The following is a 21,553-nucleotide window of genomic DNA, read 5'->3' on the forward strand; positions in this document are numbered from 1 at the left end:
CTGTTGCGCGAATTGCAGCGCAAGCGCGATTTGACTTACATGTTCATCTCGCATGACTTGCGCGTGGTCGCTTCGCTGGCGAGCCATCTTATCGTGATGCGGCATGGGAAAGTGGTGGAGGAGGGTCCGGCGTCCGAGCTGTTCAGGAATCCCAGGACCGATTACACCCGCGCGCTTTTTGCGGCCGCGTTCCGCCTCGAAACCGCGCCCGGCGGGACGGTGGCGACTTGAACCAACTCAGCCCAGCCGCTTGATCGCGGTGATCTCGTAACCGTCGGCGTTGATGCGAGCGACGGCCTCACGAGTGTTTTCGATTACGGTCGCCATATGATGGGCGTTGGCGTGAACGATGCTCTCGCCATCGCGCGCGATCGCCACATGACCTTTCCAGAAAATCAGATCACCGCGCTGTAGGTTGCCGGAGTCCACCGGTCCCAACAATCCGTCAATACTATCTTGCTGCATGTCGCTGTCGCGCGGGCATTGGATGCCGGCAGCGTTGAGCGAGACCTGGACCAGGCCGGAACAGTCGATGCCGAGGCTGGTTTTGCCGCCCCACAGATAGGGCGTCCCGACAAAACGTTCAGCAACCGTGACGAAATCGTCGACGTGCGCATCAATGCCATTGACGTGCTGGCGCGGTACATACCAGCCCTCGCGGGTCAACGCGAATGGCCCGTTCTCGCGCATTACCTTTATCAACGCCCCCATGACGAGCGTTTCGGCTGGCGGCAGTTTGATTGAGGGACCTGGAAAGCCAAAAGTTCGCAACGCTGTGATCTTGTGGCTCGGCTCATCTGCTGGTTTTGCGAGCGCGCGGTCAGGTAGCCAGCCGACATAACCGTCGCTCTTGAGTTGGCCCCATGCGAAACCTTCGCGGTTGCGCTCGTAGATCGTTACGCGTTCGCCTTTCAGGGCCTGCGTCAGCAACGTGGCATCGGCGGATGGTGCCTCTCGCAGCGGCGCGAGAGGCTGCGAAATTTCGAACTCCTCGCCTTCGACGAAGCGCGCCGCCTTGATCTGTTCTTCGAGAAATTTCGCGGCGAGGTCGGGCCGCGCGGGCGTCAGGCGAGGGTCAGCCATAGCGGTTCCCGAGTAGTGCAAAGATGGCGCGCGCGGCCTGGCATTCGCCGCCCTCCGGCCGCGCCGGTTTGGCCGACGGTGTCCAACCGTAAATGTCGACATGCAGCCAGCGTGTGGCATCATCGACGAAGCGCTGCAGAAACAGCGCGCAAGTGATCGAGCCGGCGAAGGTGCCGGACGGAGCGTTGTTGACGTCGGCGGTCTTCGAGTCGAGCCAGGCGTCGTAAGGCGGCCAGAGCGGCAATCGCCACAACGGATCGTTCTCCTGTTGCGCGCAGCGCGCGAGATCCAGCGCCAGCGTCTCATCATTGGTGTAAAAGGGCGGTAAATCCGGTCCGAGTGCGACCCGCGCGGCCCCCGTCAGGGTGCCCATATCGATCAGCAGGTCCGGCTTCTCTTCACAGGCCAACGCCAGCGCATCCGCCAGCACCAGCCGGCCTTCGGCGTCGGTATTCCCGATCTCGACCGTGATGCCCTTTCGCGAAGGAAAAACGTCGAGCGGGCGAAACGCATTGCCGGCAACCGCGTTCTCAACCGCCGGGATCAGCACCCGCAAGCGCAGCTTCAGCTTGGCATCCATCACCAACTGCGCCAGCGCCAGCACGTTGGCGGCTCCGCCCATGTCCTTTTTCATGATCAGCATGCCGGCTGAGGGTTTGAGATCGAGCCCGCCCGTGTCGAAACAAACGCCCTTGCCCACCAGCGTCACCTTGGGGTGAGCCGGATCGCCCCAATTCATGTCGATAAGCCGCGGCGCGCGTGGTGACGCCATTCCGACCGCGTGAATCAGAGGTAAATTTTGCCGCGTCAGATCGTCGCCAATGATGCAGTTGAAGCTAGCGCCGAAGCGCGTTGCCAGATGCTGCGCGGCATGCGCCAGTTGTTCCGGTCCCATGTCGTTCGAGGGCGTGTTGATGAGGTCGCGAGCAAGCGTCGCCGCCTCGGCCAGTCGCGAGATGGCGCTCACGTCAACGCCATCTGGAACTACCAGCCTCACCTCGGGCGCGTCGCGCTTGCGATAGCGGTCGAACCGATAACTGCCCAGCGCAAAGCCGAGCATTGCCAGGCGCGTGTCATGCGCCGCGTTTGCAAAACGATAGACCCCAGCCGGCAGCAAACCGGGCAACTGGCCCGTCCTGAACGGATCGCGAAATTTGCTGTCCGCGTCCTCCAGCCCAAATACGACCTGCGCGATGTTGCCACCCGCAGTGGGCAGAACGAGGCAGGCTCCGGGCTTTGCTGTGAAGCCGTTGGCCATTGCGAATTGCCGGGCTTCTTCGCCGAGCCCGGCGCGAACCGCCTCCCAATTGGCTTTGGTCACGAACGTGATCGGAATGGCGGATCCGACAGGCGCCGTCGCGAAAGCAGAATGCATGCTGTTCTCAGGCTTGGCCGATGAAGGGGGAACCGCGCGTACAGGTTTGCGTGTTTCTACAATGACTTGCAAATGCAAACCAGCCTGAACGCGGGTCGCCAATGGGTACCCCTCCAGGCGAAGATGGCAGTCGGTTCGTCCACCTGGTGCGAGCCAACTGGGATGGCGCAGCGGCTAATTAACCGGCCGTTAGGGTTAACAGTCTATTGCTGGCGACGTTCGGCCCAACCAATTCGCCTGATATCGTGAGTCAAAGTGCCATGCGTCAGCAGTCCAGACTTGCCCGGCTTCTCGCATCCGTTGCCATGGCGGCAAGCTTCACCGCCGGCCTCGGCGGTTGCCAGACGATGTCCGACATTACGGGCTCGATCACATCAAAATCCGACCCGGTAGCAACTGCCGAGACCGATCCGCGCCGCGCGGTCGATGTCTATGGCGAACGCTATCGCGCCAATCCCAAGGACCCGGACGCCGCGCTCGCGTATGGAAAGGCGCTTCGCTCCGCCGGGCAGCGCGCCCAGGCCGTCGCTGTATTCGAGCAGGCAACCATCGCACATCCGAGCAACAAGGCATTGCTCGCCGGGTTCGGCCGGGCGCTGGTCGACAACGGCAACTTCCAGCAAGCGTTCGATGTGCTCAGCCGCGCCCACTCACCCGATAATCCCGACTGGCGAATTCTCTCGGTGCAGGGAACGGCGCTGGATCAGCTCGGCCGCCACGACGAGGCGCGGCGCTATTACGCCAGCGCCTTGAAGATCGTCCCTGAAGAGCCGTCGGTTCTGTCGAATCTCGGCCTCTCCTACGTCCTTTCCAAAGACCTGCCGAAAGCCGAGGAGGTTCTTCGCAGGGCTTATGCCAGCGGCAGAGCGGACACGCGGGTGCGCCAGAATCTTGGTCTCGTCGTCGGCCTGCAGGGCCGCTTCGGCGAAGCCGAAACTATCGTCAAGGCCGATCTGCCGGCCGACGAGGCGGCGGCGAATGTCGGCTATTTGAAAGAGATGCTGAGTCGCAAGGACAATCCTCGCGCGGGCAATGGGTCGATCCCGGTAGCATCCTTTGGGGACCGCCGGACCGAGTGAGCGGGCCGATCGAGCTAGTCCATCAAGATAGAAGTAGATAAGCGCCCGGCGGTCTCTCGCCTGCCCGGGCGATTTACTGCATTGCCGCGACCTTGATGCCGGTCGGTCCGAGGATGACCACGAACAGCACCGGGAGAAAGAACAGGATCATCGGCACGGTCAGTTTCGGCGGCAGCGCTGCCGCTTTCTTCTCGGCCTCGTTCATGCGCATGTCGCGGTTCTCCTGCGCCATCACGCGCAGGCTCTGGCCGAGCGGCGTTCCGTAGCGTTCCGACTGCTGCAGGGCCAGACAAACCGACTTCACGCCCTCGAGACCGGTGCGCTTCGCCAGGTTTTCGTACGCCACTTTGCGGTCCTGCAGATAGGACAATTCGGCCGTCGTCAGGATGAACTCTTCCGACAGTGCGACCGACTGGCTGACGATCTCGGTGCTGACCTTGCGGAATGCGACCTCGATCGACATGCCGGATTCAATGCAGATCAGCAACAGATCGAGCGCATCTGGAAAAGCCCGCTTGATCGACAGCTGGCGCTTGGAGATAGCGTTTTTCAGAAACAGCATGGGCGCCTGCAATCCGAGATAGGCCGCGGCGATGCATATGCCGATCTTGATCGGCATCGACTGTTGCATGTGCGAGATCAGGAACACGTAGAGCAGAGCCGAAACGAAAAACACCAGCGGCGTTACCAGCCGGAAGAACAGGAACGTGACATAGGGCGCCTGGCCACGGTATCCGGCCATCGTCAGCTTTTCGCGCGCAGCCTCCTGCGCCAGCCACTTAGTGAGATTGAAGTCTTCGACGATCTTTGAGACGAGCTGTTTGGGCGTCTGACGCAGCGATACCTTTTCCGTCTTCGACAGGCGATCACGCTCGCGCTGCCGAATCCGCTCGCGCTCGCTGGCGACGGCCTTCATGCGCTTTTGCAGGCCTTCGCCCGCGAGCAGCGGCATGATCAAGGTATAGGCAGTCGCGCTGGCCGCTATCGCGGCGAGCAGCATGGTCATGAAGTGCGCGTCGTGTATCTTGTCGACCAGGAACTGAATCATGCTGCACCGTCAGAAATCGAAGTTGATCATTTTCTTCATTACGAGGATGCCAATGGTCATCCAGATCGCGCAACCGACCAGCATCAACTGTCCCGTTGGATGGGTCCATAGCAGCGAGATGTATTGAGGCGTAGAGAGGTAAACCAGCAGCATGACAATCGGCGGCAGCGAGCCGATGATGCCCGCAGAGGCCTTGGCCTCCATCGACATCGCCTGGATCTTCTCGGCCATTTTCTTGCGGTCTCGGAGAACCTTGGAAAGGTTGCCAAGTGCCTCCGACAGGTTGCCACCGGACTTTTGCTGGATCGCGATCACGATTCCGAAGAAGTTCGCTTCCGGCACCGGCATCCGGTCAAAGAGGCGTGCGCAGGCTTCGCCGAGAGGCATCCCGATCGCCTGGGTTTCGATAATGGCGAGGAACTCGCTCCTGAGCGGCTCCGGTGCATCGGTGGCGACGACCTTGATGGACTCAAACAGCGGCAGCCCCGCCTTGATCCCGCGAACGATGACGTCGACGGCGTCCGGGAGCGATTTGAGAAAGTTCTGTTCCCGCCGCTTTTTCAAATAGCTCAATCCCCATCGCGGTAGGCCGAAGCCGGCGGCGAATGCTAATCCAGCCGCCGCGAGCAAGCTGCCTCCGAGCAGCATCGTGCCGCCGAACGCCACGGCCGCGAGAATGCCCGAGATGACCATGAATTTCTGTGTCGACCAGTTCAAGCCGGCCTGCATCAGGCGCTTGCTAAGCGGGACCCTGCTTTCCTTCTGGCGTCGCGTCTCAAGGTCCTTGAGCGAAGTCTCCACCTGTTCGCGGCGCGAACGCTGAGTCTTGTCGACGTTGCGCGCGGTGGGCTCCGCCTTTGCCACCGAAGCGCGGCGGATCTCCGCTTTTCTCTCCCCGGAAAGAAACGGATAGATAAAAACCCACGCCATCCCGCCGATTGCCGTGGCGGCGAGAAAAGCCAGTGCGAGCGTTTGTATTTTCATGGAACGCTCCTCTAGACTTCCGTCGCGACTTCGGCGGCATCAAGTGCTGCGGCGAGTCGCTTCTCCTCGTTGTAGTATCGGGCGCGATCCCAGAACCGGGGTCGCCCGATACCGGTTGAACGGTGCCGGCCAAGGATGTGACCGTTGGCGTCCTCACCGAGCAAATCGTAAACGAACAGGTCCTGCGTAATGATGGTATCGCCTTCCATGCCCATCACTTCCGTGATGTGCGTGATACGGCGGGAGCCGTCGCGCAACCGGGCGGCCTGAATGATTACGTCGATGGACGCGCAAATCATCTCGCGGATAGTCCGGGACGGTAGTGAAAACCCACCCATCGTGATCATGGATTCGCAACGGGACAGGGCTTCGCGCGGATTATTGGCGTGCAGCGTCCCCATCGATCCGTCGTGACCCGTATTCATGGCTTGCAGCAGGTCGAAAGCCTCCGGCCCGCGGACCTCGCCGACGATAATGCGTTCGGGCCGCATACGCAGGCAGTTACGGACCAGTTCTCGCATGGTGATCTGGCCTTCGCCCTCGATATTCGGCGGCCGTGTTTCGAGCCGCACCACATGCGGCTGCTGCAGCTGAAGTTCGGCGGCGTCTTCGCAGGTAATTACGCGCTCGTCGTTGTCGATGAACTGGGTAAGGCAATTCAGCAGGGTTGTCTTGCCGGAGCCGGTGCCGCCCGAAATGAGGACGTTGGCGCGGCAACGCCCGATGATCTGCAGGATCGTTGCGCCTTCCGGAGAGATCGCGCCGAACTTGACGAGTTGGTCCAGCGTCAACTTGTCTTTTTTGAATTTGCGGATTGTGAGCGCGGGGCCGTCGAGCGCCAAGGGCGGGACGATGGCGTTGACGCGTGATCCGTCGGCGAGGCGCGCGTCGCAGATCGGAGAGGATTCGTCGACACGCCTGCCGACCTGGCTGACGATGCGCTGACAGATATTCAGCAGCTGCTGATTGTCGCGGAAACGTATTCCGGTGCGCTGGATCCGGCCGGCTACCTCGATGAACACGGTGCCGGCGCCGTTGACCATAATGTCGGAGATGTCATCGCGCGATAGCAGCGGTTCCAGCGGCCCATATCCGAGAACGTCATTGCAGATGTCGTCAAGGAGTTCTTCCTGTTCCGCAATCGACATCACGATGTTTTTGATCGCGATGATTTCATTGACGATGTCGCGAATTTCTTCGCGCGCGGACTCGCCGTCGAGCTTTGCGAGCTGGGCAAGATCGATCGCCTCGATCAGCGCGCCAAAGATCGTCGCCTTGACCTGGTAATAGTTTTCTGAGCGTCGCGCTTCCATCACTGGCGGCGGTTTGGCCGGGACCAGCGGCGGCGAAGTGACTATCGGCGATGGCGGAGCAATGGGAGCAGGCGCGCTACTTGGAACAGCCGGTGCCGCAGCGGCAGCTGGTTCCAGCGCCGTCGCGGCAGGCTTTATCGCCCGGGTTTCGATATCAGGTCCGCTACGCTTACCAAACACGACAATACTCCAGGCGGGCTGCCTACTTTGCCCGCAGCTTTTCGATCAGCGGTGACAGGAAAGAACCTCGTGGCTTTTTGGCCTCGCCCCGGCCGGTCAGCCGTTGCGCCATCTGCAAGAACATTTCGGTGGTGCGATGGGTCGCGGAGATTTCCGCGATCATCTGGCCGTTGTTTGCAGCCGAACCGAACATTTGCGGGTCGAACGGTATAGTTGCGATCGGCTCACTTTCGATAGCTTTGGCGAATTCGTTGAAATTGATCTCCGGCCGCTTCGGCACCCCAACCTGATTGAGGCAGTACAGGGGGATGCGGTCGTTCGGCCGCGATGCCTTCAGCAGGTCAAAGATATTCTTGGTGTTGCGAAGATTGGCCAGGTCTGGCGCTGCGACGATCAGTATGTCATCGGCGCTGACCAGGGCCCGCTTGGTCCAGCCCGACCATTGGTGGGGAACGTCCAGCACGATGCAAGGCATGGTCGTGCGAAGCGTGTCGAAGATCGAATCGAACGCGTCGGCGCCGAAATCGTACACCCGCTCAAGTGTCGCCGGCGCTGCCAACAGGCTCAGGTGATCGGTGCATTTCGACAGCAGCCGATCGATAAAGGCTGTGTCGACGCGATCGGGCGAGAACACCGCGTCCGCGATGCCCTGGGCCGGGTCCTGATTGTAGTCAAGACCTGCGGTGCCAAACGCGAGATCGAGATCGGCGACCACTGAATCGAGCGCCAGATCGCGCGCAATCGCCCATCCAACATTGTGAGCCACAGTGGATGCCCCAACGCCGCCCTTGGCGCCGACGACGGCAATGATGCGGCCAACGGCCTTGGCGTCCGGTGTCGAGAACAGCCCACAGATCGAACGCACCACGTCAAGCGCGTTCACGGGCGCGATAACGTAGTCGCTGACGCCGCGGCGAACGAGTTCGCGATAAAGCGCGACATCGTTCACACGCCCGATCACGATGACGCGGGTGCCGGAGTCACATACGGTTGCGAGCTGATCCAGCCCCTTGAGGATATCGGTGCGACCCTCGGTCTCCAGGATGATTACGTTCGGCGTGGGGGCCGTGCGATAGGCTTCGATCGCGGCTGCCATGCCACCCATCTGAATTTTCAGATGGGCTTTGCCGAGGCGCCGGTCCTCGCCCGCTGACTGCACCGCGGCTGCCGTTTCCACGCCCTCGCAAAATGCTTGCACGGACACGCGAGGCGCAGGCGCAATATGATCTTCCAGCGGGGTCGACGTGACGTCCGGCTGCTGTTCGGAATTGTTGCGCGCGTAACTTGTCATTTGCCTGCATCGCTGATTTTGGCCTTGTCGGCTTCGGGATAGCTGGTCGTGGTCGGAGCGCCCTTGCGATACTTCTCGAAGGCGGCCGAGCGCCGCGCCGTATAGGGAGGCGTTTCAGGCCGTGGCTGTACCAGGTCCGCCGGGTTGTCGACCATTGCCGCCATATTGCGCTGATAGGCGCACCCGAAATTGAAATACGACTTGTTTTCGAAATAGCTCTTGTTCTTGATCGAAGGACCGAGATCCTCGGGCCAGGTCCCGCAGGGACCGACGGTGGCGGAGATCTTCGGGTAGCTGAGCCGTATCGTCGCCATCTGGCGAGGATCATCGGGATGATAACGACGCACGATGAGGCCTCGCGGCGGCACGCCGGCGGCAGCTAGCACGGTGTGAATTTCCCGTAACGCATCCGCGGCCGAGCGGGCATTAGGCGTATCGATCGGCAAATCGGCAGTGATCGCTCCCGTCGCCTCGTGCAGCCATGCTTGCCCAAGACCCATCACATCGGTGCGCTGGGAAGGGGAAAGGCCGCCGCGTCCACGACCGACGAATAAGACGATTGACTGATCAGCTTCCTGGACCGCAATTGGATGACGCTGGCGATAATCATCAGGGATACTGGCGGCGGTCACTGCCTGATCCGTATGCGTGCAAGCTCCGAGCAGGACGGCAAGGCCGACAAGCACCCCGGCGATACAGACGCCGCGATTGGAATGGGGGGGCATTTGGGTTGTCATCGTTGATCCTCGTCCCGCCTCAGTCGGTGATGAAGCCATAGGTGCCGCGATAATGCCGCGCTGGCTCGACCCGGCCAGGTACGCCATAGATTCGGTTGATGTTGCCGAACAGATCGGCTTGCGGATCCGACGAACTCGCAAATCCGTCATCCGGTCGCGACAGATCCTTCTGCGCCACCGCCCGCACGACGTAGGGCGTCACCAGCACCATGAGCTCGGTCTGATTGTTGACATAGTCGCGGCTGCGGAAAAGCGCTCCGAGAACCGGCAACTGCGATAGGCCAGGCAAGCCGTTGACGGCCTGCTTGGTTTGTTCCTGAATCAGGCCGGCCATCGCCATTGCACCGCCCGAAGGAATCTCCAGGGTCGTTTCGGCCCGGCGCGTCTTGATCGATGGAATGGTCAGCGAATTCACTGTGCCTTGGGTGACGGCCTGGGACAGCGTGATTGCGTTGTCATTCGACAGCTCGGATACTTCCGTCATCACCCGCAGGCTGATCCGTCCCTCAGTGAGCACCACTGGCGTGAAGTTGAGCGAAATTCCGAACTTCTTGAAGCTGACCTGGGTGGTGCAGACATGGGTGGTAGGATCGCAGCTATAGCCTGCTGGAACAGGAAACTCGCCGCCGGCGATGAATGTGGCGGACTCGCCCGAAATTGCCGTCAGATTGGGTTCCGCCAGCGTTCGCACCACGCCAGCGCTTTCCATCGCGCGAATCGTGGCCTGGACTGATGGAGGAGCACCACCGAATGATCCCTGGGCCAAATTGCCGCCGACCAACGAGCGGCCAAACGCCGTGAATGGATTGGAGTTATTGAAGTTCACAACGGCAGTGCCGTAATTCAATGAGCCGGTCAGGTCGATCCCGAGTTGCTTGATGATCGCACGCTGGACTTCGGCCACCGTAACTTTGAGCATGACCTGATCGCGGCCGCGCACGGCGATCGAGTTGACGACCTTGTCCGCGCCTCCAGCCAAGCGCGCGGCCAGATCGGCCGCCTGCTGCGCTTCGATTGGACTTGATACCGAGCCGGTGAGGATGACGCCATCGCCCAAGCCATCGATTTGGATCGCGGCATTCGGCAACGTTTGTTTCAGTGCCGCACGCACGCCGTTCAGATCGCGTTTCACCGCGATGTCGTAGGCGGCTATTTGCTGGCCCGCAGTATCGAAAAAAACGATATTGGTCTGACCGACGGCCGCGCCGATAATGTACGCGCGTTGCGCGGAGCGTACGACTGCGTTGGCAATCTTCGGATCTGCGACCAATACATCTTTGATGTCGCGCGGCAGATCGATCACGATCGATTTGCCGATTCCGAGCGAAAGGAAACGCGCATTTATCTGGCTATCGCTGACGACGGGCACGCGATAATCGCTCGCCATGACCGGCGTCAGCGCCGGATTTAGCGTCAGTACGGCGACGGCTGAAAACGACAGGGCGCGGACGTGAAGCGCCCGCACTGCCGTCTGAATTCCCCCGCGTCTCATATCGGAATTCCTTTCCGTCACTTTTGGGTCATCGTGGAGCTTGGGATGCCGTAGCGAATGACGCTGACGGTTTCACTGCGCCTCCCGGTCTGATCGTTGATTGTGTTCTCGACCATGTTGATGTCGGCGATGCTACGCAGCGCCAGCGCCAGCGTGCCGGTCTGGCGCGCGCGGGCGAGCGTCTCGGCCTGTTCGGGCCGCAGCTCCAGAGTCACGGTCTTGCCAACTACTGCATTCTGGCCGTCCTTCTCCTTGGGTGCCTGGTCGATCGCGAGGACGCGAACGTTGGAGAGGATGATTTCCGAAACAACGATATCCGGCGCATTCGCCGTGCCGGCATTCTTCTCGTGTTTTGAAAGGATGACGTCGACCCGATCATTGGGCAGAATGAACCCGCCAGCACCGGTTTCCGGAGAAATCTCCGTTGAGATGGCGCGCATGCCGGTGGGCAGGATCGCCGCCATGAACCCGGAGCCGTTGCCCTTGACCAGCTTCGGATCCCTGATCGGCTCGCCCGCGATAAAGGGAGCCCGTGCGATCGAGCCGGCGATCTGGGTTGTGGCATCGGGGCGCTCATTGCGCCGAATAAAGGTGTTGCTTGCCGTTGCCGCGGGCCAGGTCTGCCAAATCATGTCTTCAGGCGTGACGGTCTGGCCAAGGCCGATGTCGGACTTGGCAACCAGAACGTCCACCGTCGGCAGTTGCGCCGCTTGCGTGACCGCCGCTGGTCTGTCTGACATGCTCGCAAGGTAAGCGGCAACGCCGCCAGCGCCGATAGCGATGGTCAGGACGACAATGCGCGCGTTCTTCATACGCTTCACTTTCCACAAACGCCGCGACGGTTCCGGCCGCCGTGATGGGAGTTGACCAGCTATTCGTCAAAGCATGGTTAATGAGGCGTATCTAAATCAACTTAACGCCGGGTTTATCCGGTCGGATCAGCCAAAGGCGAAGTGGGCGAGATCCACGGCCTTGATCCATTCCGTTTCGGGATAGACCGTCAGTGCGCCGATCGCGAGCGCGATGCCGTACGGAATCCCGCTCTCTTTCGCATGCAATTTTATCAGCCAAGGTTGGCCAGCGAACTGGTAAGGCAGCGGCCATTGGCGGAATTGCAGCAACAGTAACGTCAAGGCTCCGCCGAACAGCGAGGCATAAACCAGATACTCCAGCAGATGGCCGAAGCCGAACCACAGCGCTGCACCAGCCGCGATCTTGGCATCGCCACCACCGACCCAGCCCATGGCAAAGCAACCAAACGCGACAACGAGCACAGCCACTCCCGCACCAAGGTGAGCCAGCAAATCGGACAGGGGCATTCCGCTCATCAGCGCGAGCGCCAGAAAGCTCGCCGCCAATGCCACTGAAACCCGGTTCGAGATCGTCATCGTGAAAAGATCGCTCGCCGCGGCAAACGCCATCAGAGCGGGGAACAGCAGAAGGCGCGCGATGTCCAGAATCATGGCTTTAAGGAAGTCGTGTGGCTGACGCGAGGTCGCAGCATCGTCCAAACTTAGTGGCGAGAAATGAACAATCGGAAAACGGCCCGCGCCTCACAACATGCTGCCAATCCGCGCGGCGAGAAAGAAAAGCGCCAGCGTCAGCGCAAGGCAAACGAGCTCTATGCAAATTCTATCTTGGCCGGAAATTCTACTTGCCGCGGCTGAGGCGGCATCGCGCTTACGCATCGTTTTACGCCACTACATCACTCATAAATGACAAAGGCCCCGGACTGCCCAGGGCCTTCGTTGCTCATCATTCCGCTTCGCTTATTTCAGCGAGCTGTTGATGTTGCTAAACTTGGTGTTCAGGTTCGTGCCGAGGCCGTTGACGACGGCAATGATCGCCAGCGAAATGCCCGCTGCAATCAAGCCGTATTCGATGGCGGTGGCGCCGGACTGATCCTTCACGAAACGCGCAATAAGGTTCTTCATAGATAGCTCCATGTGTACACGTGGCTGGTCGAACTACGTTTGGTCTTGCCGGCGTTCTCAGCACCGTGACCATGGCTCACCCTAAAGTCGCGAGCCTTGCGGCACAGTTAATTCGACAAAGTAAACACTGCTACAATGGGCTCTTCTTGAGCACAGTAAATTTGGAATTAAGGCCCTTGTTACAATGCAATCTCGTTTTCTTGACAGCCGCCGCATCCGCGCAGCCGCGCATGTATTCATCGCTCCTTAAACGTCGCGGCGTACGCGTAGTACATCGTAGCTTGGAGGGGCCATGTCCAATTTACCGCTCGAACTCGTCCAGATGCTCGGCGGGACGATTGCTAAGGTGGTGCCCATCACGATCGTGCTTGCCCTGGTATTCTCGGTGCTCACGCATTTTTGGGCTTGCAATCCCGGGACGCCCTGGTGGCGCAAGCGTGAACTGATCACCGATATAGCCTATTGGTTCTTTGTGCCGTTGTTCGCGCGCGTGTTGCGGATTGGTCTGCTGGTGCTCGGCGCGGGCGTCGTCTTCAATATTCATGACGCGGACGAACTGATTGCCTTTTACGACAACGGCCATGGTCCACTCTCCGAACTGCCGCTGTGGGCACAGGGACTGTTGTTCGTGATCCTGGCGGACTTCATGCTCTATTGGCTGCATCGCCTGTTTCACGGCGGCGGATTTTGGAAGTATCACGCCATCCATCATTCGTCGGAACAATTGGATTGGATCTCGGCCGCGCGCTTCCACCCAGTGAACCTGTTTCTCGGCACCATCATGGTGGATGTCATCTTGCTGATGGCGGGCATATCGCCGAACGTGATGCTTTGGGTTGGCCCTTTCACGACGTTCCATTCGGCGTTCGTCCACGCCAACCTGAATTGGACGCTCGGCCCATTCAAATACGTGCTGGCGACGCCGGTGTTCCATCGCTGGCATCACACCGCGCTGGAAGAGGGCGGCAACACCAACTACGCCGGGACTTTTCCACTCTGGGATTTGCTGTTCGGAACGTTCCGAATGCCGGAGAACAAGCTGCCCGACAACTATGGCAAGGATGAACCTGCGATCCCCTCGGAGATTGGCGGACAGCTGGCTTACCCGTTTCGTCAATTGTAGTGCGGTGACGTTTGTCACATGCGTATTTGCAGTTCCTTCACGAATTGGCGGCTAGATTGGTCTCGTCGGGTGCCGGCTAATGGCGTGTTGCCTTTGTCGGCCTGTCAACGCCCCGAGGAAGAGTATGTCGTTTAGTTCCTTGCGTAGCCGCACGCGCGCGTCGCTCAAATTCCTCCCCCTCGCTCTGGGCATTCTGTTGTGCCCGGCCGCAGCTCTCGCCGAACCCTCGGCGGACAGCATCGCCGTTAATGTGGACCAGGCAAAACTGGTCAAGCTTCCGACCCGGGTTTCGACCATCGTGGTCGGAAACCCGCTGATTGCAGACGTTACTCTGCAGACCGGCGGAATTCTGGTGGTGACCGGAAAAGGTTACGGCGCGACCAATTTTATCGCCATGGACCGCAGTGGCGAAATCCTGGTGGATCGGGTGATTCAGGTCGAAGGCCCCACCGATCAGCTTGTAACGGTTTATCGCGGCGTCGAGCGCGAATCCTATAGCTGTATGCCCGTCTGCCAACGGCGAATCACGCTGGGCGACGGCGAGCGTTACTTCAAATCCGCCATGGATCAGGCTGGCTCGCTCAACAACCAGGCTACCGGGACCGCCGCGGCCGCCAAGGCCAACTAAGGCTTATCCGCTTCCCCTCGGAGCTTGCAGCGCTCTAGCTTGCAGCGAATCGTTTCGGCGCCCGCACGCGCATCCACGACATCGTTAAGCAACGGTTAACCGGCGGCCCGTTCCGCTTCTTGTTGCTCAAGCACTTCAACGATCGGTTTCGGTTACTTGTTGCGGGAATGATTGCTGCCGGAGGTTTCGTTGCAAAAGACGTTGCGCCACTTTCGCCGCAAACAGAAAAAGGCCGCGCGATCAGCACGGCCTTTTCTATTTGTCTGAACTTCTCAGCCCCGCTCTCGCGAGTCGTACGCAGGAAATTCGTTTACCCGGCGGCGCGCAGGTTGTCGGCCGACGACTTGCCAGAGCGGCGATCGGCTACGATCTCGTAGCTGATCTTCTGGCCTTCGCGCAGCGTTCCCAGACCGGCTCGCTCTACCGCGCTGATGTGCACGAACACGTCGTTGCCACCGTCGTCCGGTTGAATGAAGCCGAAGCCTTTCGTTGCGTTAAACCACTTCACGGTTCCCATGCTCACGGGATGGTCCCTTCTAAAGATAGACATACTAGAAACCTGCTTTCGGCAGGCTGGTGAAATCGAATTTTTGGAAGGGTCGTCAGCGTCTAAACCGGCTGTACCGGTGGATAGCTAATGTCGTCCGGCCGAAAATCGATGCATCATATTATTCCAAACCAGCCCCCAAAACAATGCTGACATGCACGATTTTTGGCGGCAGATGCGCTGACCGCAAGCTGCCGCCGCATTGACATGATTTCGTCACGCGCAACTTGGTCGTGCGGTAATTCGGCTACCTACGGCGGAATTGACCGCGTGGGGGCGCCCCTCGCGGAGCTCCACCGCCCGGTCGTTCGTCCTTGTGCCGGAAAATGAGGCGGCCTTTTTCCAGGTCATACGGCGACATTTCAATCGTGACCCGATCGCCAGCCAGCGTCTTGATCCGGTTCTTCTTCATCTTGCCCGCGGTGTAGGCCACGATCTCGTGTCCTGCGTCGAGCTGCACGCGGTAACGCGCGTCGGGGAGGATTTCGGTGACCAGTCCTTCGAACTGGATTAGCTCTTCCTTAGCCATGTTTCTCTCCAGGTCGATCGACGGCTAGCGTGGTCTTTGGGTGCGGTTGGGTCGAGTGTTCGGACGGCTTTCGCGATGCAAGAAGGCGACGCCTTGCATTCCTTCAGCCTTGCCGCCGCCTTGCGACGACGAAGATGGACGCATCGGCTCATGCCGGTTGGCCTCGTGGCGAGTTTGCGGAGCGCCATTATTACCACCTGGACGGCGTCGACGGCGAGGCCCTTTCGATCCCGGCGCTCCATCATTTGCGCGGGTTCCATGTACGCGCGGCGCAGAGCGCGGCCCGCGATGTTGTGAAGGCGCCGGCGCTGCTTCGCGCTGACCGGGCGTGCGTCGGTCCTCACGGGGCAACGCAATGCGGATCAGCTTTTCGATGTCGCGCAGATAGGACATCTCTTCGCCTCCCGCGACCAGCGAGATCGCGATGCCATCGGCCCCGGCGCGCGCGGTGCGGCCGATGCGATGGACGTAGGTCTCGGGCACGTTCGGCAGGTCGAAGTTGACGACGTGGCTGATGCCGTCGACGTCGATCCCGCGCGCTGCAATGTCGGTCGCGACCAGAGTGCGGATCTGGCCGGAGCGAAATGCCGCCAGCACGCGCTCGCGATGATTCTGCGATTTGTTGCCGTGAATGGCGTCGGCAGAAATGCCTGCCCTTGCGAGGCCTTTCACGACCTTGTCGGCGCCATGCTTGGTGCGCGTAAATACCAGCGCCCGATCGACCGGCTCCTGTTGCAGTAGTTGCGCTAAGAATGCGGGCTTTGCAGAGTGGTCGACCTGAATAATCCGTTGCGTGATGCGATCGACCGTCGATGCAACGGGCGTCACCGCGACCCGCGCTGGATCGCGAAGCATCTGGTCGGCGAGATCCGCAATATCCTTCGGCATTGTCGCCGAAAAGAAAAGCGTTTGGCGCCTGACCGGCAATTTGGAAACGATCTTCCGGATGTCGTTGATGAAGCCCATGTCGAGCATGCGGTCGGCCTCGTCGAGCACGAGAAACTCGACATTGCCGAGCCTCAGACCGTTGCTTTGCACGAGATCCAGCAAGCGTCCGGGAGTGGCCACCATGACTTCGATGCCCTGCATGACCGAGCGGACCTGGCGCCCCATTGGCACGCCGCCGATCGCAAGCGCCGAAGTCAAACGCATATGGCGTCCGTAGGCGTTAAAGCTTTCGAGAATCTGTCCGGACAATTCACGGGTTGGGCTGAGCACGAGAACACGGCAGGCTTTGGGCTGCGGCTTGATGCGATGCTCGAGGATGCGATGCAGTATCGGAAGCGCAAAAGCTGCGGTTTTGCCAGTACCGGTTTGCGCAATGCCAACGACGTCGCGTCCGGCGAGCGCTAGGGGAATCGTTTGAGATTGGATGGGAGTGGGCGTGACGTAGTTCTCTTCCTTGAGCGCACGCGAGATGGGATCGGCAAGGCCGAAATCCTGAAAGGAGGTCAAAAGTCTGGTTCTTTCCATCAAAAAGGCAGGCGCCCGGCCATGTCAGCCAGGAGCGCGCGAGGGCGTCTGAGACACCCGCGTGTTTGGGGCGTCGGTTTTGGTTGGCTGGAAGGGGCAAGCCAGAAACCGTTGGACGGGATCAGAACACGCGGCTCGCAATGACCCGGTGATTCCTGGGTCGTGGTGCTCATATGGAACAGGAACGAGGCGCTTTCAAGGTGAATCGCCTGATAAACCGTTCGAGCAGTTAAGAAAAAGCGCGAAACGCGGGTCTTTGCCGGAAAAATAGACACATACCTCAAGCTGCCTAAATAACGTACAATATGGCGAAGCGCTGGACATTTGCTCCGTCTAAATCTTAGGCAGCCGCAGTACCGGTGCGCCGGGCGGTCCTGAATTCCCGATCAGGCTCAGTCGGTTGAGCCGTTTTCAATGCATGGCACGGTTCTTGCGATTCCGTTAACGCAGACGGCCGTGGGGCCGTTCGCAGCGTCTAACGTCTGCGTCAGGGAGATCACACCTCATGCTTATTCAACCAACTCACGACATGGCGAGGCCTATGAGCCGCCGTCGCTGGCTCGCAGCCGGCGCTGGGCTGATTTTGGGCCTCGCCGCCTTCACCTCCGCGAAAGCGGCGGACGACACCATCAAGATAGGCGTTCTTCACTCGCTGTCTGGCACCATGGCAATCAGCGAAACCACCCTCAAGGACACCATCCTTTTTCTAATCGATGAGCAGAACAAGAAGGGCGGCGTGCTTGGTAAAAAGCTGGAGGCGGTTGTCGTCGATCCCGCGTCGAATTGGCCGCTGTTTGCGGAAAAGGCCCGTGAGTTAATCACCAAGGACAAGGTTGCGGCGGTGTTCGGCTGCTGGACCTCGGTCTCGCGCAAGTCCGTGCTGCCAGTGTTCAAGGAACTGAACAATATTCTGTTCTATCCCGTGCAATACGAGGGCGAGGAAAGCGAGCGCAACGTTTTCTATACCGGCGCGGCGCCGAACCAGCAGGCGATTCCTGCCGTCGATTATCTGATGAAAGATGAAAAGGTGAAGCGCTGGGTACTGGCTGGCACCGACTACGTCTATCCGCGCACGACGAACAAAATCCTCGAGGCGTACCTGAAGTCGAAAGGCGTCAAGCAGGATGACATCATGATCAACTACACGCCATTCGGTCATTCCGACTGGCAGACGATCGTCGCGGACATCAAAAAGTTCGGCTCCGCGGGCAAGAAGACGGCGGTGGTTTCGACGATCAATGGTGACGCCAACGTTCCCTTCTACAAGGAGCTAGGTAACCAGGGAATCAAGGCTACCGACATTCCCGTCGTCGCCTTCTCGGTGGGTGAAGAAGAACTGGCCGGCATCGATACCAAGCCGCTGATTGGTCACCTCGCCGCCTGGAACTACTTTGAGTCCATCAAGACGCCTGCCAACGAGAAGTTCATCAAGGAATGGCAGGCGTACACGAAGAACCCCAAGCGCACGACCAACGATCCGATGGAAGCGCACTACATCGGTTTCAACATGTGGGTTAAGGCGGTCGAAAAGGTGAAGTCCACCGACCCCGACAAGGTGATCGATGCGCTGCCTGGCATCGAAGCGCCGAATCTGACCGGTGGCGTCTCCAAGATGCTGCCCAACCACCACATCACCAAGCCGGTGTTCATTGGCGAGATCAAGGGCAACGGCCAGTTCGATGTGGTGTGGAAGACGCCCGGGCTTGTTGCCGGCGACGCCTGGTCCAAGGAGCTGGACGGGTCAAAGGACCTGATCGGCGACTGGGTGGGCAAGAAATGCGGCAACTACAACACCAAGCTCAACAAGTGCGGCGGTCAGGGTTCCTGATCGAAACCTGACGCTACAAATCCGGAAGGCGGCGATGTTCGCCGCCTTCCTTCCGCCTCTGCCGGGGTCGTCCAGTGCTTACCAGGTTCTGCAGACAAATCCGCGCGCTCCCATTTGCCGCGCTGCTGATCTTCGCCACCGTACTGCCGGTCATGGCGGGGCCGTTTGAAGACGCGGTTGCGAAATTCGCAAACGACGAATTCTCGGACACCGATGAGGCGATCGCCACGATTGCGACCAGCGGCAATTCGCGTGCCTACGCGATCGTTAGCGCGCTGCAGGATGGCCGGCTAAGCGCCGACCCCGATACCAAGAAAGTCTACATCACCCAGTCCGACGGCAAGAACAGCGATGCCTTGACCGGCGCGCCGGTCACCAGCATTCCCGATACTGCCGCTCCCGTCCGGCTTAACAATCGTCTGCGCCGCACCGTCGAGGCTGCGCTCGGCGCTCTGACGCTGCAGTCACCTGATCCAGCCAAACGCATCCAGGCCGCCCAATCGGTTTTCAAGGCGCACGATGAAGCCATGCTACCAGCGGTCGATAGCGCGCTGCAGAAGGAAACCAACAAAAGCGCGAAGTTGGCTTTCAGCGAGGCGCGCGCTGCGATCCTGCTGTTCAAGGAAGATGCGACCGATGCCGAAAAGCTTGAAGCGATCGCGACCATCAAGGCACGGGGCGATCAGGAGGCGCTCGCGCTGCTGGTTGGGTTGAGCGGCGAGCAACCGCCAGCGATCGCCCGCGCCGCCGCCAATGCGACGGCTTCCATTCAGAGCAACCTCGCAATGTGGTCGGCGGTGCAGAATGCCTGGTATGGCATGTCGCTCGGCTCGGTGCTGCTGCTGGCGGCCATCGGCCTTGCGATCACTTTCGGCGTCATGGGCGTCATCAACATGGCGCACGGCGAGATGCTGATGATCGGGGCTTACGTCACATTCGTCGTGCAGGAAACTATCCGAACCAGCTATCCCGGGCTGTTCGATTATTCGCTGCTGATCGCCGTGCCGCTGGCCTTCATCGTCGCCGGTGCGATCGGAATCCTGATCGAGCGCAGCATCATTCGCTTTCTCTATGGTCGTCCGCTCGAGACACTGCTGGCGACATGGGGGCTCTCGCTGGTGCTGCAGCAAGCCGTGCGCACCATCTTCGGCCCGAACAATCGCGAGGTGGGCAATCCTTCCTGGATGAGCGGGGCGTTCGAAATCGGACAGATCACGATCACTTATAACCGGCTGTGGATACTCTGCTTCACCTTGGCCGTGTTCGGGCTGCTGCTTGCGATGCTGCGATACACCTCCTTGGGACTCGAGATGCGCGCGGTGACGCAAAATCGCAGGATGGCGGCGTCGATGGGCATTGCCACCTCGCGCGTCGATGCGCTCACGTTCGGGCTAGGCTCGGGGATTGCGGGGATTGCCGGCGTGGCGCTGTCGCAGATCGACAATGTCAGCCCCAATCTCGGGCAGAGCTACATCATCGACTCTTTCATGGTGGTGGTGTTCGGCGGCGTCGGTAATCTCTGGGGCACCCTGGTCGGCGCCTTTACGCTCGGCATCGCCAACAAGTTCATGGAGCCGGTTGCAGGTGCCGTGCTCGGCAAGATTGCCATTCTGGTCCTCATCATCTTTTTCATCCAGAAACGCCCGCGCGGTTTGTTTGCGCTCAAGGGACGGGCGGTGGAAGCATGATGGCGCACGTGTTGACGCGTTCTCTGGACCGTAGCGCAACCGTATTCGTGTTCGTAGTCGCCGCGCTCGGCGTTCTGGTCCCGCTCTCGAACCTGCTGCTGCCGTCCGGTTCGCCCTTTCAGGTACCGACTTATCTGGTGGCGCTGTTCGGAAAATATGCCTGTTACGCGATTCTGGCGCTCGCGATCGATTTGATCTGGGGCTATTGCGGCATTCTCTCGCTCGGCCACGGCGCTTTCTTCGCACTCGGCGGCTACGCCATGGGCATGTACCTGATGCGTCAGATTGGCAGCCGAGGCGTTTACGGCAATCCGATACTGCCGGACTTCATGGTCTTCCTGAACTATCCAAAGCTGCCGTGGTATTGGAACGGCTTCGACATGTTCTGGTTCGCGGCGATGATGGTCATTCTGGCGCCCGGCCTTCTGGCATTCTGCTTTGGCTGGCTGGCGTTTCGTTCCCGCGTTACCGGCGTCTATCTCTCGATCATCACACAAGCGATGACCTACGCTTTGCTGCTCGGGTTCTTCCGCAACGATTTCGGGTTCGGCGGCAACAATGGCCTGACCGATTTCAAGGATATTCTGGGCTTCAACGTTCAGGCCGACGGCACCCGTGCGGCGCTGTTTTCGTTGAGCTGCCTTGGGCTCATCACAGGTTTTCTAATTTGCCGCGCGGTCGTCACCTCCAAGCTTGGCAAGGTTCTGATTGCGGTGCGCGACGCTGAATCGCGCACGCGGTTTCTGGGCTACCGCGTTGAATCCTACAAGCTGTTCGTATTCACGCTCTCGGCTTGTATGGCAGGCGTCGCCGGCGCGCTGTATGTGCCGCAGGTCGGCATCATCAACCCGAGCGAGTTCGCCCCGGGTAATTCCATCGAAGCGGTGATCTGGGTGGCCGTTGGCGGGCGTGGCACCTTGATCGGTGCGGCGCTTGGCGCCGTTCTCGTCAATTATGCGAAGACTTTTTTTACTTCGGGTTCGCTCGCACCGTACTGGCTGTTCATGCTCGGCGCAATGTTTATCCTGGTGACGCTGCTGTTGCCGAAAGGAATCATCGGGACATTGAATGCCTGGTGGGAGCCGTGGAAGACGCAACGGCTCACGACTGCGGCGAACTCCCTCAGTGCCGCACGGGAAGCCGGCATCAGCGAATCTGGGATGGCGGAGTAGCAGATGAATGTCATGGACACCCGGGCCACTTCCGCGCTGCTCTATCTCG

Annotated in this window: 20 protein-coding genes and 1 pseudogene; 7 read left to right on the top strand and 14 right to left on the bottom strand. The window is 60.0% G+C overall.

The window, feature by feature from the left end; all coding sequences use genetic code 11:
* Positions 1-231: pseudogene (locus VJV58_RS17155) on the top strand (microcin ABC transporter ATP-binding protein); the annotation flags it as partial.
* A 6-nt stretch (positions 232-237) separates the two neighbouring features.
* Here VJV58_RS17155 and VJV58_RS17160 read toward each other — a convergent pair.
* Both VJV58_RS17160 and VJV58_RS17165 read right to left on the bottom strand, forming a co-directional pair.
* A complete protein-coding gene (locus tag VJV58_RS17160; RefSeq protein ID WP_324138559.1) occupies positions 238-1,083 on the bottom strand; it encodes an NlpC/P60 family protein in 846 nt (281 codons plus the stop codon).
* The gene (locus VJV58_RS17165) at positions 1,076-2,458 is read right to left on the bottom strand and encodes a leucyl aminopeptidase family protein (protein WP_324138560.1); all 1,383 of its coding nucleotides are present in this window, start codon (positions 2,456-2,458) and stop codon (positions 1,076-1,078) included. Before VJV58_RS17165 ends, VJV58_RS17160 begins: the two co-directional genes overlap by 8 nt.
* A 260-nt stretch (positions 2,459-2,718) precedes the next feature.
* On the opposite strand from VJV58_RS17165, the gene VJV58_RS17170 reads away from it, so the two are divergent.
* Complete coding sequence (locus tag VJV58_RS17170; protein ID WP_324138561.1) at positions 2,719-3,537, top strand: tetratricopeptide repeat protein; 819 nt, start codon at positions 2,719-2,721, stop codon at positions 3,535-3,537.
* A gap of 73 nt (positions 3,538-3,610) precedes the next feature.
* On the opposite strand, the gene VJV58_RS17175 is transcribed toward VJV58_RS17170, so the two are convergent.
* The 9 genes from VJV58_RS17175 to VJV58_RS17215 all read right to left on the bottom strand — a co-directional run bounded on the left by VJV58_RS17175 (position 3,611) and on the right by VJV58_RS17215 (position 12,516).
* Complete coding sequence (locus VJV58_RS17175) at positions 3,611-4,585, bottom strand: type II secretion system F family protein (protein WP_324138562.1); 975 nt, start codon at positions 4,583-4,585, stop codon at positions 3,611-3,613.
* Positions 4,586-4,594: 9 nt separating this feature from the next.
* Positions 4,595-5,569: a type II secretion system F family protein gene (locus tag VJV58_RS17180; protein WP_324138563.1), complete on the bottom strand. Its 975-nt coding sequence runs from the start codon at positions 5,567-5,569 to the stop codon at positions 4,595-4,597.
* Between the two features lie 11 nt (positions 5,570-5,580).
* On the bottom strand, positions 5,581-7,062 hold the full coding sequence (locus VJV58_RS17185) for a CpaF family protein (RefSeq protein ID WP_324138564.1): 1,482 nt from the start codon (positions 7,060-7,062) through the stop codon (positions 5,581-5,583).
* A 22-nt stretch (positions 7,063-7,084) separates the two neighbouring features.
* Complete coding sequence (locus tag VJV58_RS17190; RefSeq protein ID WP_324138565.1) at positions 7,085-8,353, bottom strand: AAA family ATPase; 1,269 nt, start codon at positions 8,351-8,353, stop codon at positions 7,085-7,087.
* Positions 8,350-9,090: a CpaD family pilus assembly protein gene (locus VJV58_RS17195; RefSeq protein ID WP_324138566.1), complete on the bottom strand. Its 741-nt coding sequence runs from the start codon at positions 9,088-9,090 to the stop codon at positions 8,350-8,352. The genes VJV58_RS17190 and VJV58_RS17195 overlap by 4 nt, the downstream gene beginning before the upstream one ends.
* A gap of 19 nt (positions 9,091-9,109) precedes the next feature.
* Positions 9,110-10,582, bottom strand: coding sequence for a type II and III secretion system protein family protein (locus VJV58_RS17200; protein WP_324138567.1), 1,473 nt, complete (start codon positions 10,580-10,582; stop codon positions 9,110-9,112).
* A gap of 17 nt (positions 10,583-10,599) precedes the next feature.
* The gene (gene cpaB / locus VJV58_RS17205) at positions 10,600-11,394 is read right to left on the bottom strand and encodes a Flp pilus assembly protein CpaB (RefSeq protein WP_324138568.1); all 795 of its coding nucleotides are present in this window, start codon (positions 11,392-11,394) and stop codon (positions 10,600-10,602) included.
* Positions 11,395-11,520: 126 nt separating this feature from the next.
* Positions 11,521-12,045, bottom strand: a complete 525-nt coding sequence (locus VJV58_RS17210; RefSeq protein ID WP_324138569.1) for an A24 family peptidase — start codon at positions 12,043-12,045, stop codon at positions 11,521-11,523.
* A 306-nt stretch (positions 12,046-12,351) separates the two neighbouring features.
* Complete coding sequence (locus tag VJV58_RS17215) at positions 12,352-12,516, bottom strand: Flp family type IVb pilin (RefSeq protein WP_324138570.1); 165 nt, start codon at positions 12,514-12,516, stop codon at positions 12,352-12,354.
* 292 nt (positions 12,517-12,808) lie between these two features.
* Here VJV58_RS17215 and VJV58_RS17220 point away from each other — a divergent pair, with 292 nt between their 5' ends.
* Both VJV58_RS17220 and VJV58_RS17225 read left to right on the top strand, forming a co-directional pair.
* Positions 12,809-13,639 (top strand): sterol desaturase family protein, encoded by an 831-nt coding sequence (locus tag VJV58_RS17220; protein ID WP_324138571.1) that lies wholly within the window; start codon positions 12,809-12,811, stop codon positions 13,637-13,639.
* 124 nt (positions 13,640-13,763) lie between these two features.
* Complete coding sequence (locus VJV58_RS17225; RefSeq protein ID WP_324138572.1) at positions 13,764-14,267, top strand: pilus assembly protein N-terminal domain-containing protein; 504 nt, start codon at positions 13,764-13,766, stop codon at positions 14,265-14,267.
* A gap of 310 nt (positions 14,268-14,577) precedes the next feature.
* Here the strand turns inward: VJV58_RS17225 and VJV58_RS17230 are convergent, their stop codons facing one another.
* From VJV58_RS17230 to VJV58_RS17240, 3 genes are all read right to left on the bottom strand, one after another.
* Entirely contained in the window at positions 14,578-14,790 is a 213-nt protein-coding gene (locus VJV58_RS17230; protein ID WP_011474122.1) for a cold-shock protein, read from the bottom strand.
* Positions 14,791-15,061: 271 nt separating this feature from the next.
* The gene (infA, locus tag VJV58_RS17235) at positions 15,062-15,343 is read right to left on the bottom strand and encodes a translation initiation factor IF-1 (protein WP_143575210.1); all 282 of its coding nucleotides are present in this window, start codon (positions 15,341-15,343) and stop codon (positions 15,062-15,064) included.
* Between the two features lie 24 nt (positions 15,344-15,367).
* Complete coding sequence (locus tag VJV58_RS17240; RefSeq protein WP_324138573.1) at positions 15,368-16,816, bottom strand: DEAD/DEAH box helicase; 1,449 nt, start codon at positions 16,814-16,816, stop codon at positions 15,368-15,370.
* A 505-nt stretch (positions 16,817-17,321) separates the two neighbouring features.
* Here VJV58_RS17240 and urtA point away from each other — a divergent pair.
* The 3 genes from urtA (at position 17,322) to urtC (ending at position 21,504) form a co-directional block, all read left to right on the top strand.
* Complete coding sequence (gene urtA, locus VJV58_RS17245) at positions 17,322-18,644, top strand: urea ABC transporter substrate-binding protein (RefSeq protein WP_324138574.1); 1,323 nt, start codon at positions 17,322-17,324, stop codon at positions 18,642-18,644.
* A gap of 152 nt (positions 18,645-18,796) precedes the next feature.
* Positions 18,797-20,332, top strand: a complete 1,536-nt coding sequence (gene urtB / locus VJV58_RS17250; RefSeq protein ID WP_324138576.1) for an urea ABC transporter permease subunit UrtB — start codon at positions 18,797-18,799, stop codon at positions 20,330-20,332.
* Positions 20,329-21,504 (top strand): urea ABC transporter permease subunit UrtC, encoded by a 1,176-nt coding sequence (urtC, locus tag VJV58_RS17255; protein WP_324138575.1) that lies wholly within the window; start codon positions 20,329-20,331, stop codon positions 21,502-21,504. The genes urtB and urtC overlap by 4 nt, the downstream gene beginning before the upstream one ends.
* Positions 21,505-21,553: the final 49 nt, after the last annotated feature.

The organism is Bradyrhizobium sp., from assembly GCF_035273305.1.
In the GTDB taxonomy this organism is placed as follows: Bacteria; Pseudomonadota; Alphaproteobacteria; order Rhizobiales; family Xanthobacteraceae; genus Bradyrhizobium.

What these genes read in the sequence shown, in the direction of transcription:
- VJV58_RS17160 (WP_324138559.1), bottom strand. Translation starts at nt 1,083, where the DNA reads ATGGCTGACCCTCGCCTGACGCCCGCGCGGCCCGACCTCGCCGCGAAA.
- VJV58_RS17165 (WP_324138560.1), bottom strand. Translation starts at nt 2,458, where the DNA reads ATGCATTCTGCTTTCGCGACGGCGCCTGTCGGATCCGCCATTCCGATC.
- VJV58_RS17170 (WP_324138561.1), top strand. Translation starts at nt 2,719, where the DNA reads ATGCGTCAGCAGTCCAGACTTGCCCGGCTTCTCGCATCCGTTGCCATG.
- VJV58_RS17175 (WP_324138562.1), bottom strand. Translation starts at nt 4,585, where the DNA reads ATGATTCAGTTCCTGGTCGACAAGATACACGACGCGCACTTCATGACC.
- VJV58_RS17180 (WP_324138563.1), bottom strand. Translation starts at nt 5,569, where the DNA reads ATGAAAATACAAACGCTCGCACTGGCTTTTCTCGCCGCCACGGCAATC.
- VJV58_RS17190 (WP_324138565.1), bottom strand. Translation starts at nt 8,353, where the DNA reads ATGACAAGTTACGCGCGCAACAATTCCGAACAGCAGCCGGACGTCACG.
- VJV58_RS17195 (WP_324138566.1), bottom strand. Translation starts at nt 9,090, where the DNA reads ATGACAACCCAAATGCCCCCCCATTCCAATCGCGGCGTCTGTATCGCC.
- VJV58_RS17200 (WP_324138567.1), bottom strand. Translation starts at nt 10,582, where the DNA reads ATGAGACGCGGGGGAATTCAGACGGCAGTGCGGGCGCTTCACGTCCGC.
- cpaB (WP_324138568.1), bottom strand. Translation starts at nt 11,394, where the DNA reads ATGAAGAACGCGCGCATTGTCGTCCTGACCATCGCTATCGGCGCTGGC.
- VJV58_RS17210 (WP_324138569.1), bottom strand. Translation starts at nt 12,045, where the DNA reads ATGATTCTGGACATCGCGCGCCTTCTGCTGTTCCCCGCTCTGATGGCG.
- VJV58_RS17215 (WP_324138570.1), bottom strand. Translation starts at nt 12,516, where the DNA reads ATGAAGAACCTTATTGCGCGTTTCGTGAAGGATCAGTCCGGCGCCACC.
- VJV58_RS17220 (WP_324138571.1), top strand. Translation starts at nt 12,809, where the DNA reads ATGTCCAATTTACCGCTCGAACTCGTCCAGATGCTCGGCGGGACGATT.
- VJV58_RS17225 (WP_324138572.1), top strand. Translation starts at nt 13,764, where the DNA reads ATGTCGTTTAGTTCCTTGCGTAGCCGCACGCGCGCGTCGCTCAAATTC.
- infA (WP_143575210.1), bottom strand. Translation starts at nt 15,343, where the DNA reads ATGGCTAAGGAAGAGCTAATCCAGTTCGAAGGACTGGTCACCGAAATC.
- VJV58_RS17240 (WP_324138573.1), bottom strand. Translation starts at nt 16,816, where the DNA reads ATGGAAAGAACCAGACTTTTGACCTCCTTTCAGGATTTCGGCCTTGCC.
- urtA (WP_324138574.1), top strand. Translation starts at nt 17,322, where the DNA reads ATGCTTATTCAACCAACTCACGACATGGCGAGGCCTATGAGCCGCCGT.
- urtB (WP_324138576.1), top strand. Translation starts at nt 18,797, where the DNA reads ATGGCGGGGCCGTTTGAAGACGCGGTTGCGAAATTCGCAAACGACGAA.
- urtC (WP_324138575.1), top strand. Translation starts at nt 20,329, where the DNA reads ATGATGGCGCACGTGTTGACGCGTTCTCTGGACCGTAGCGCAACCGTA.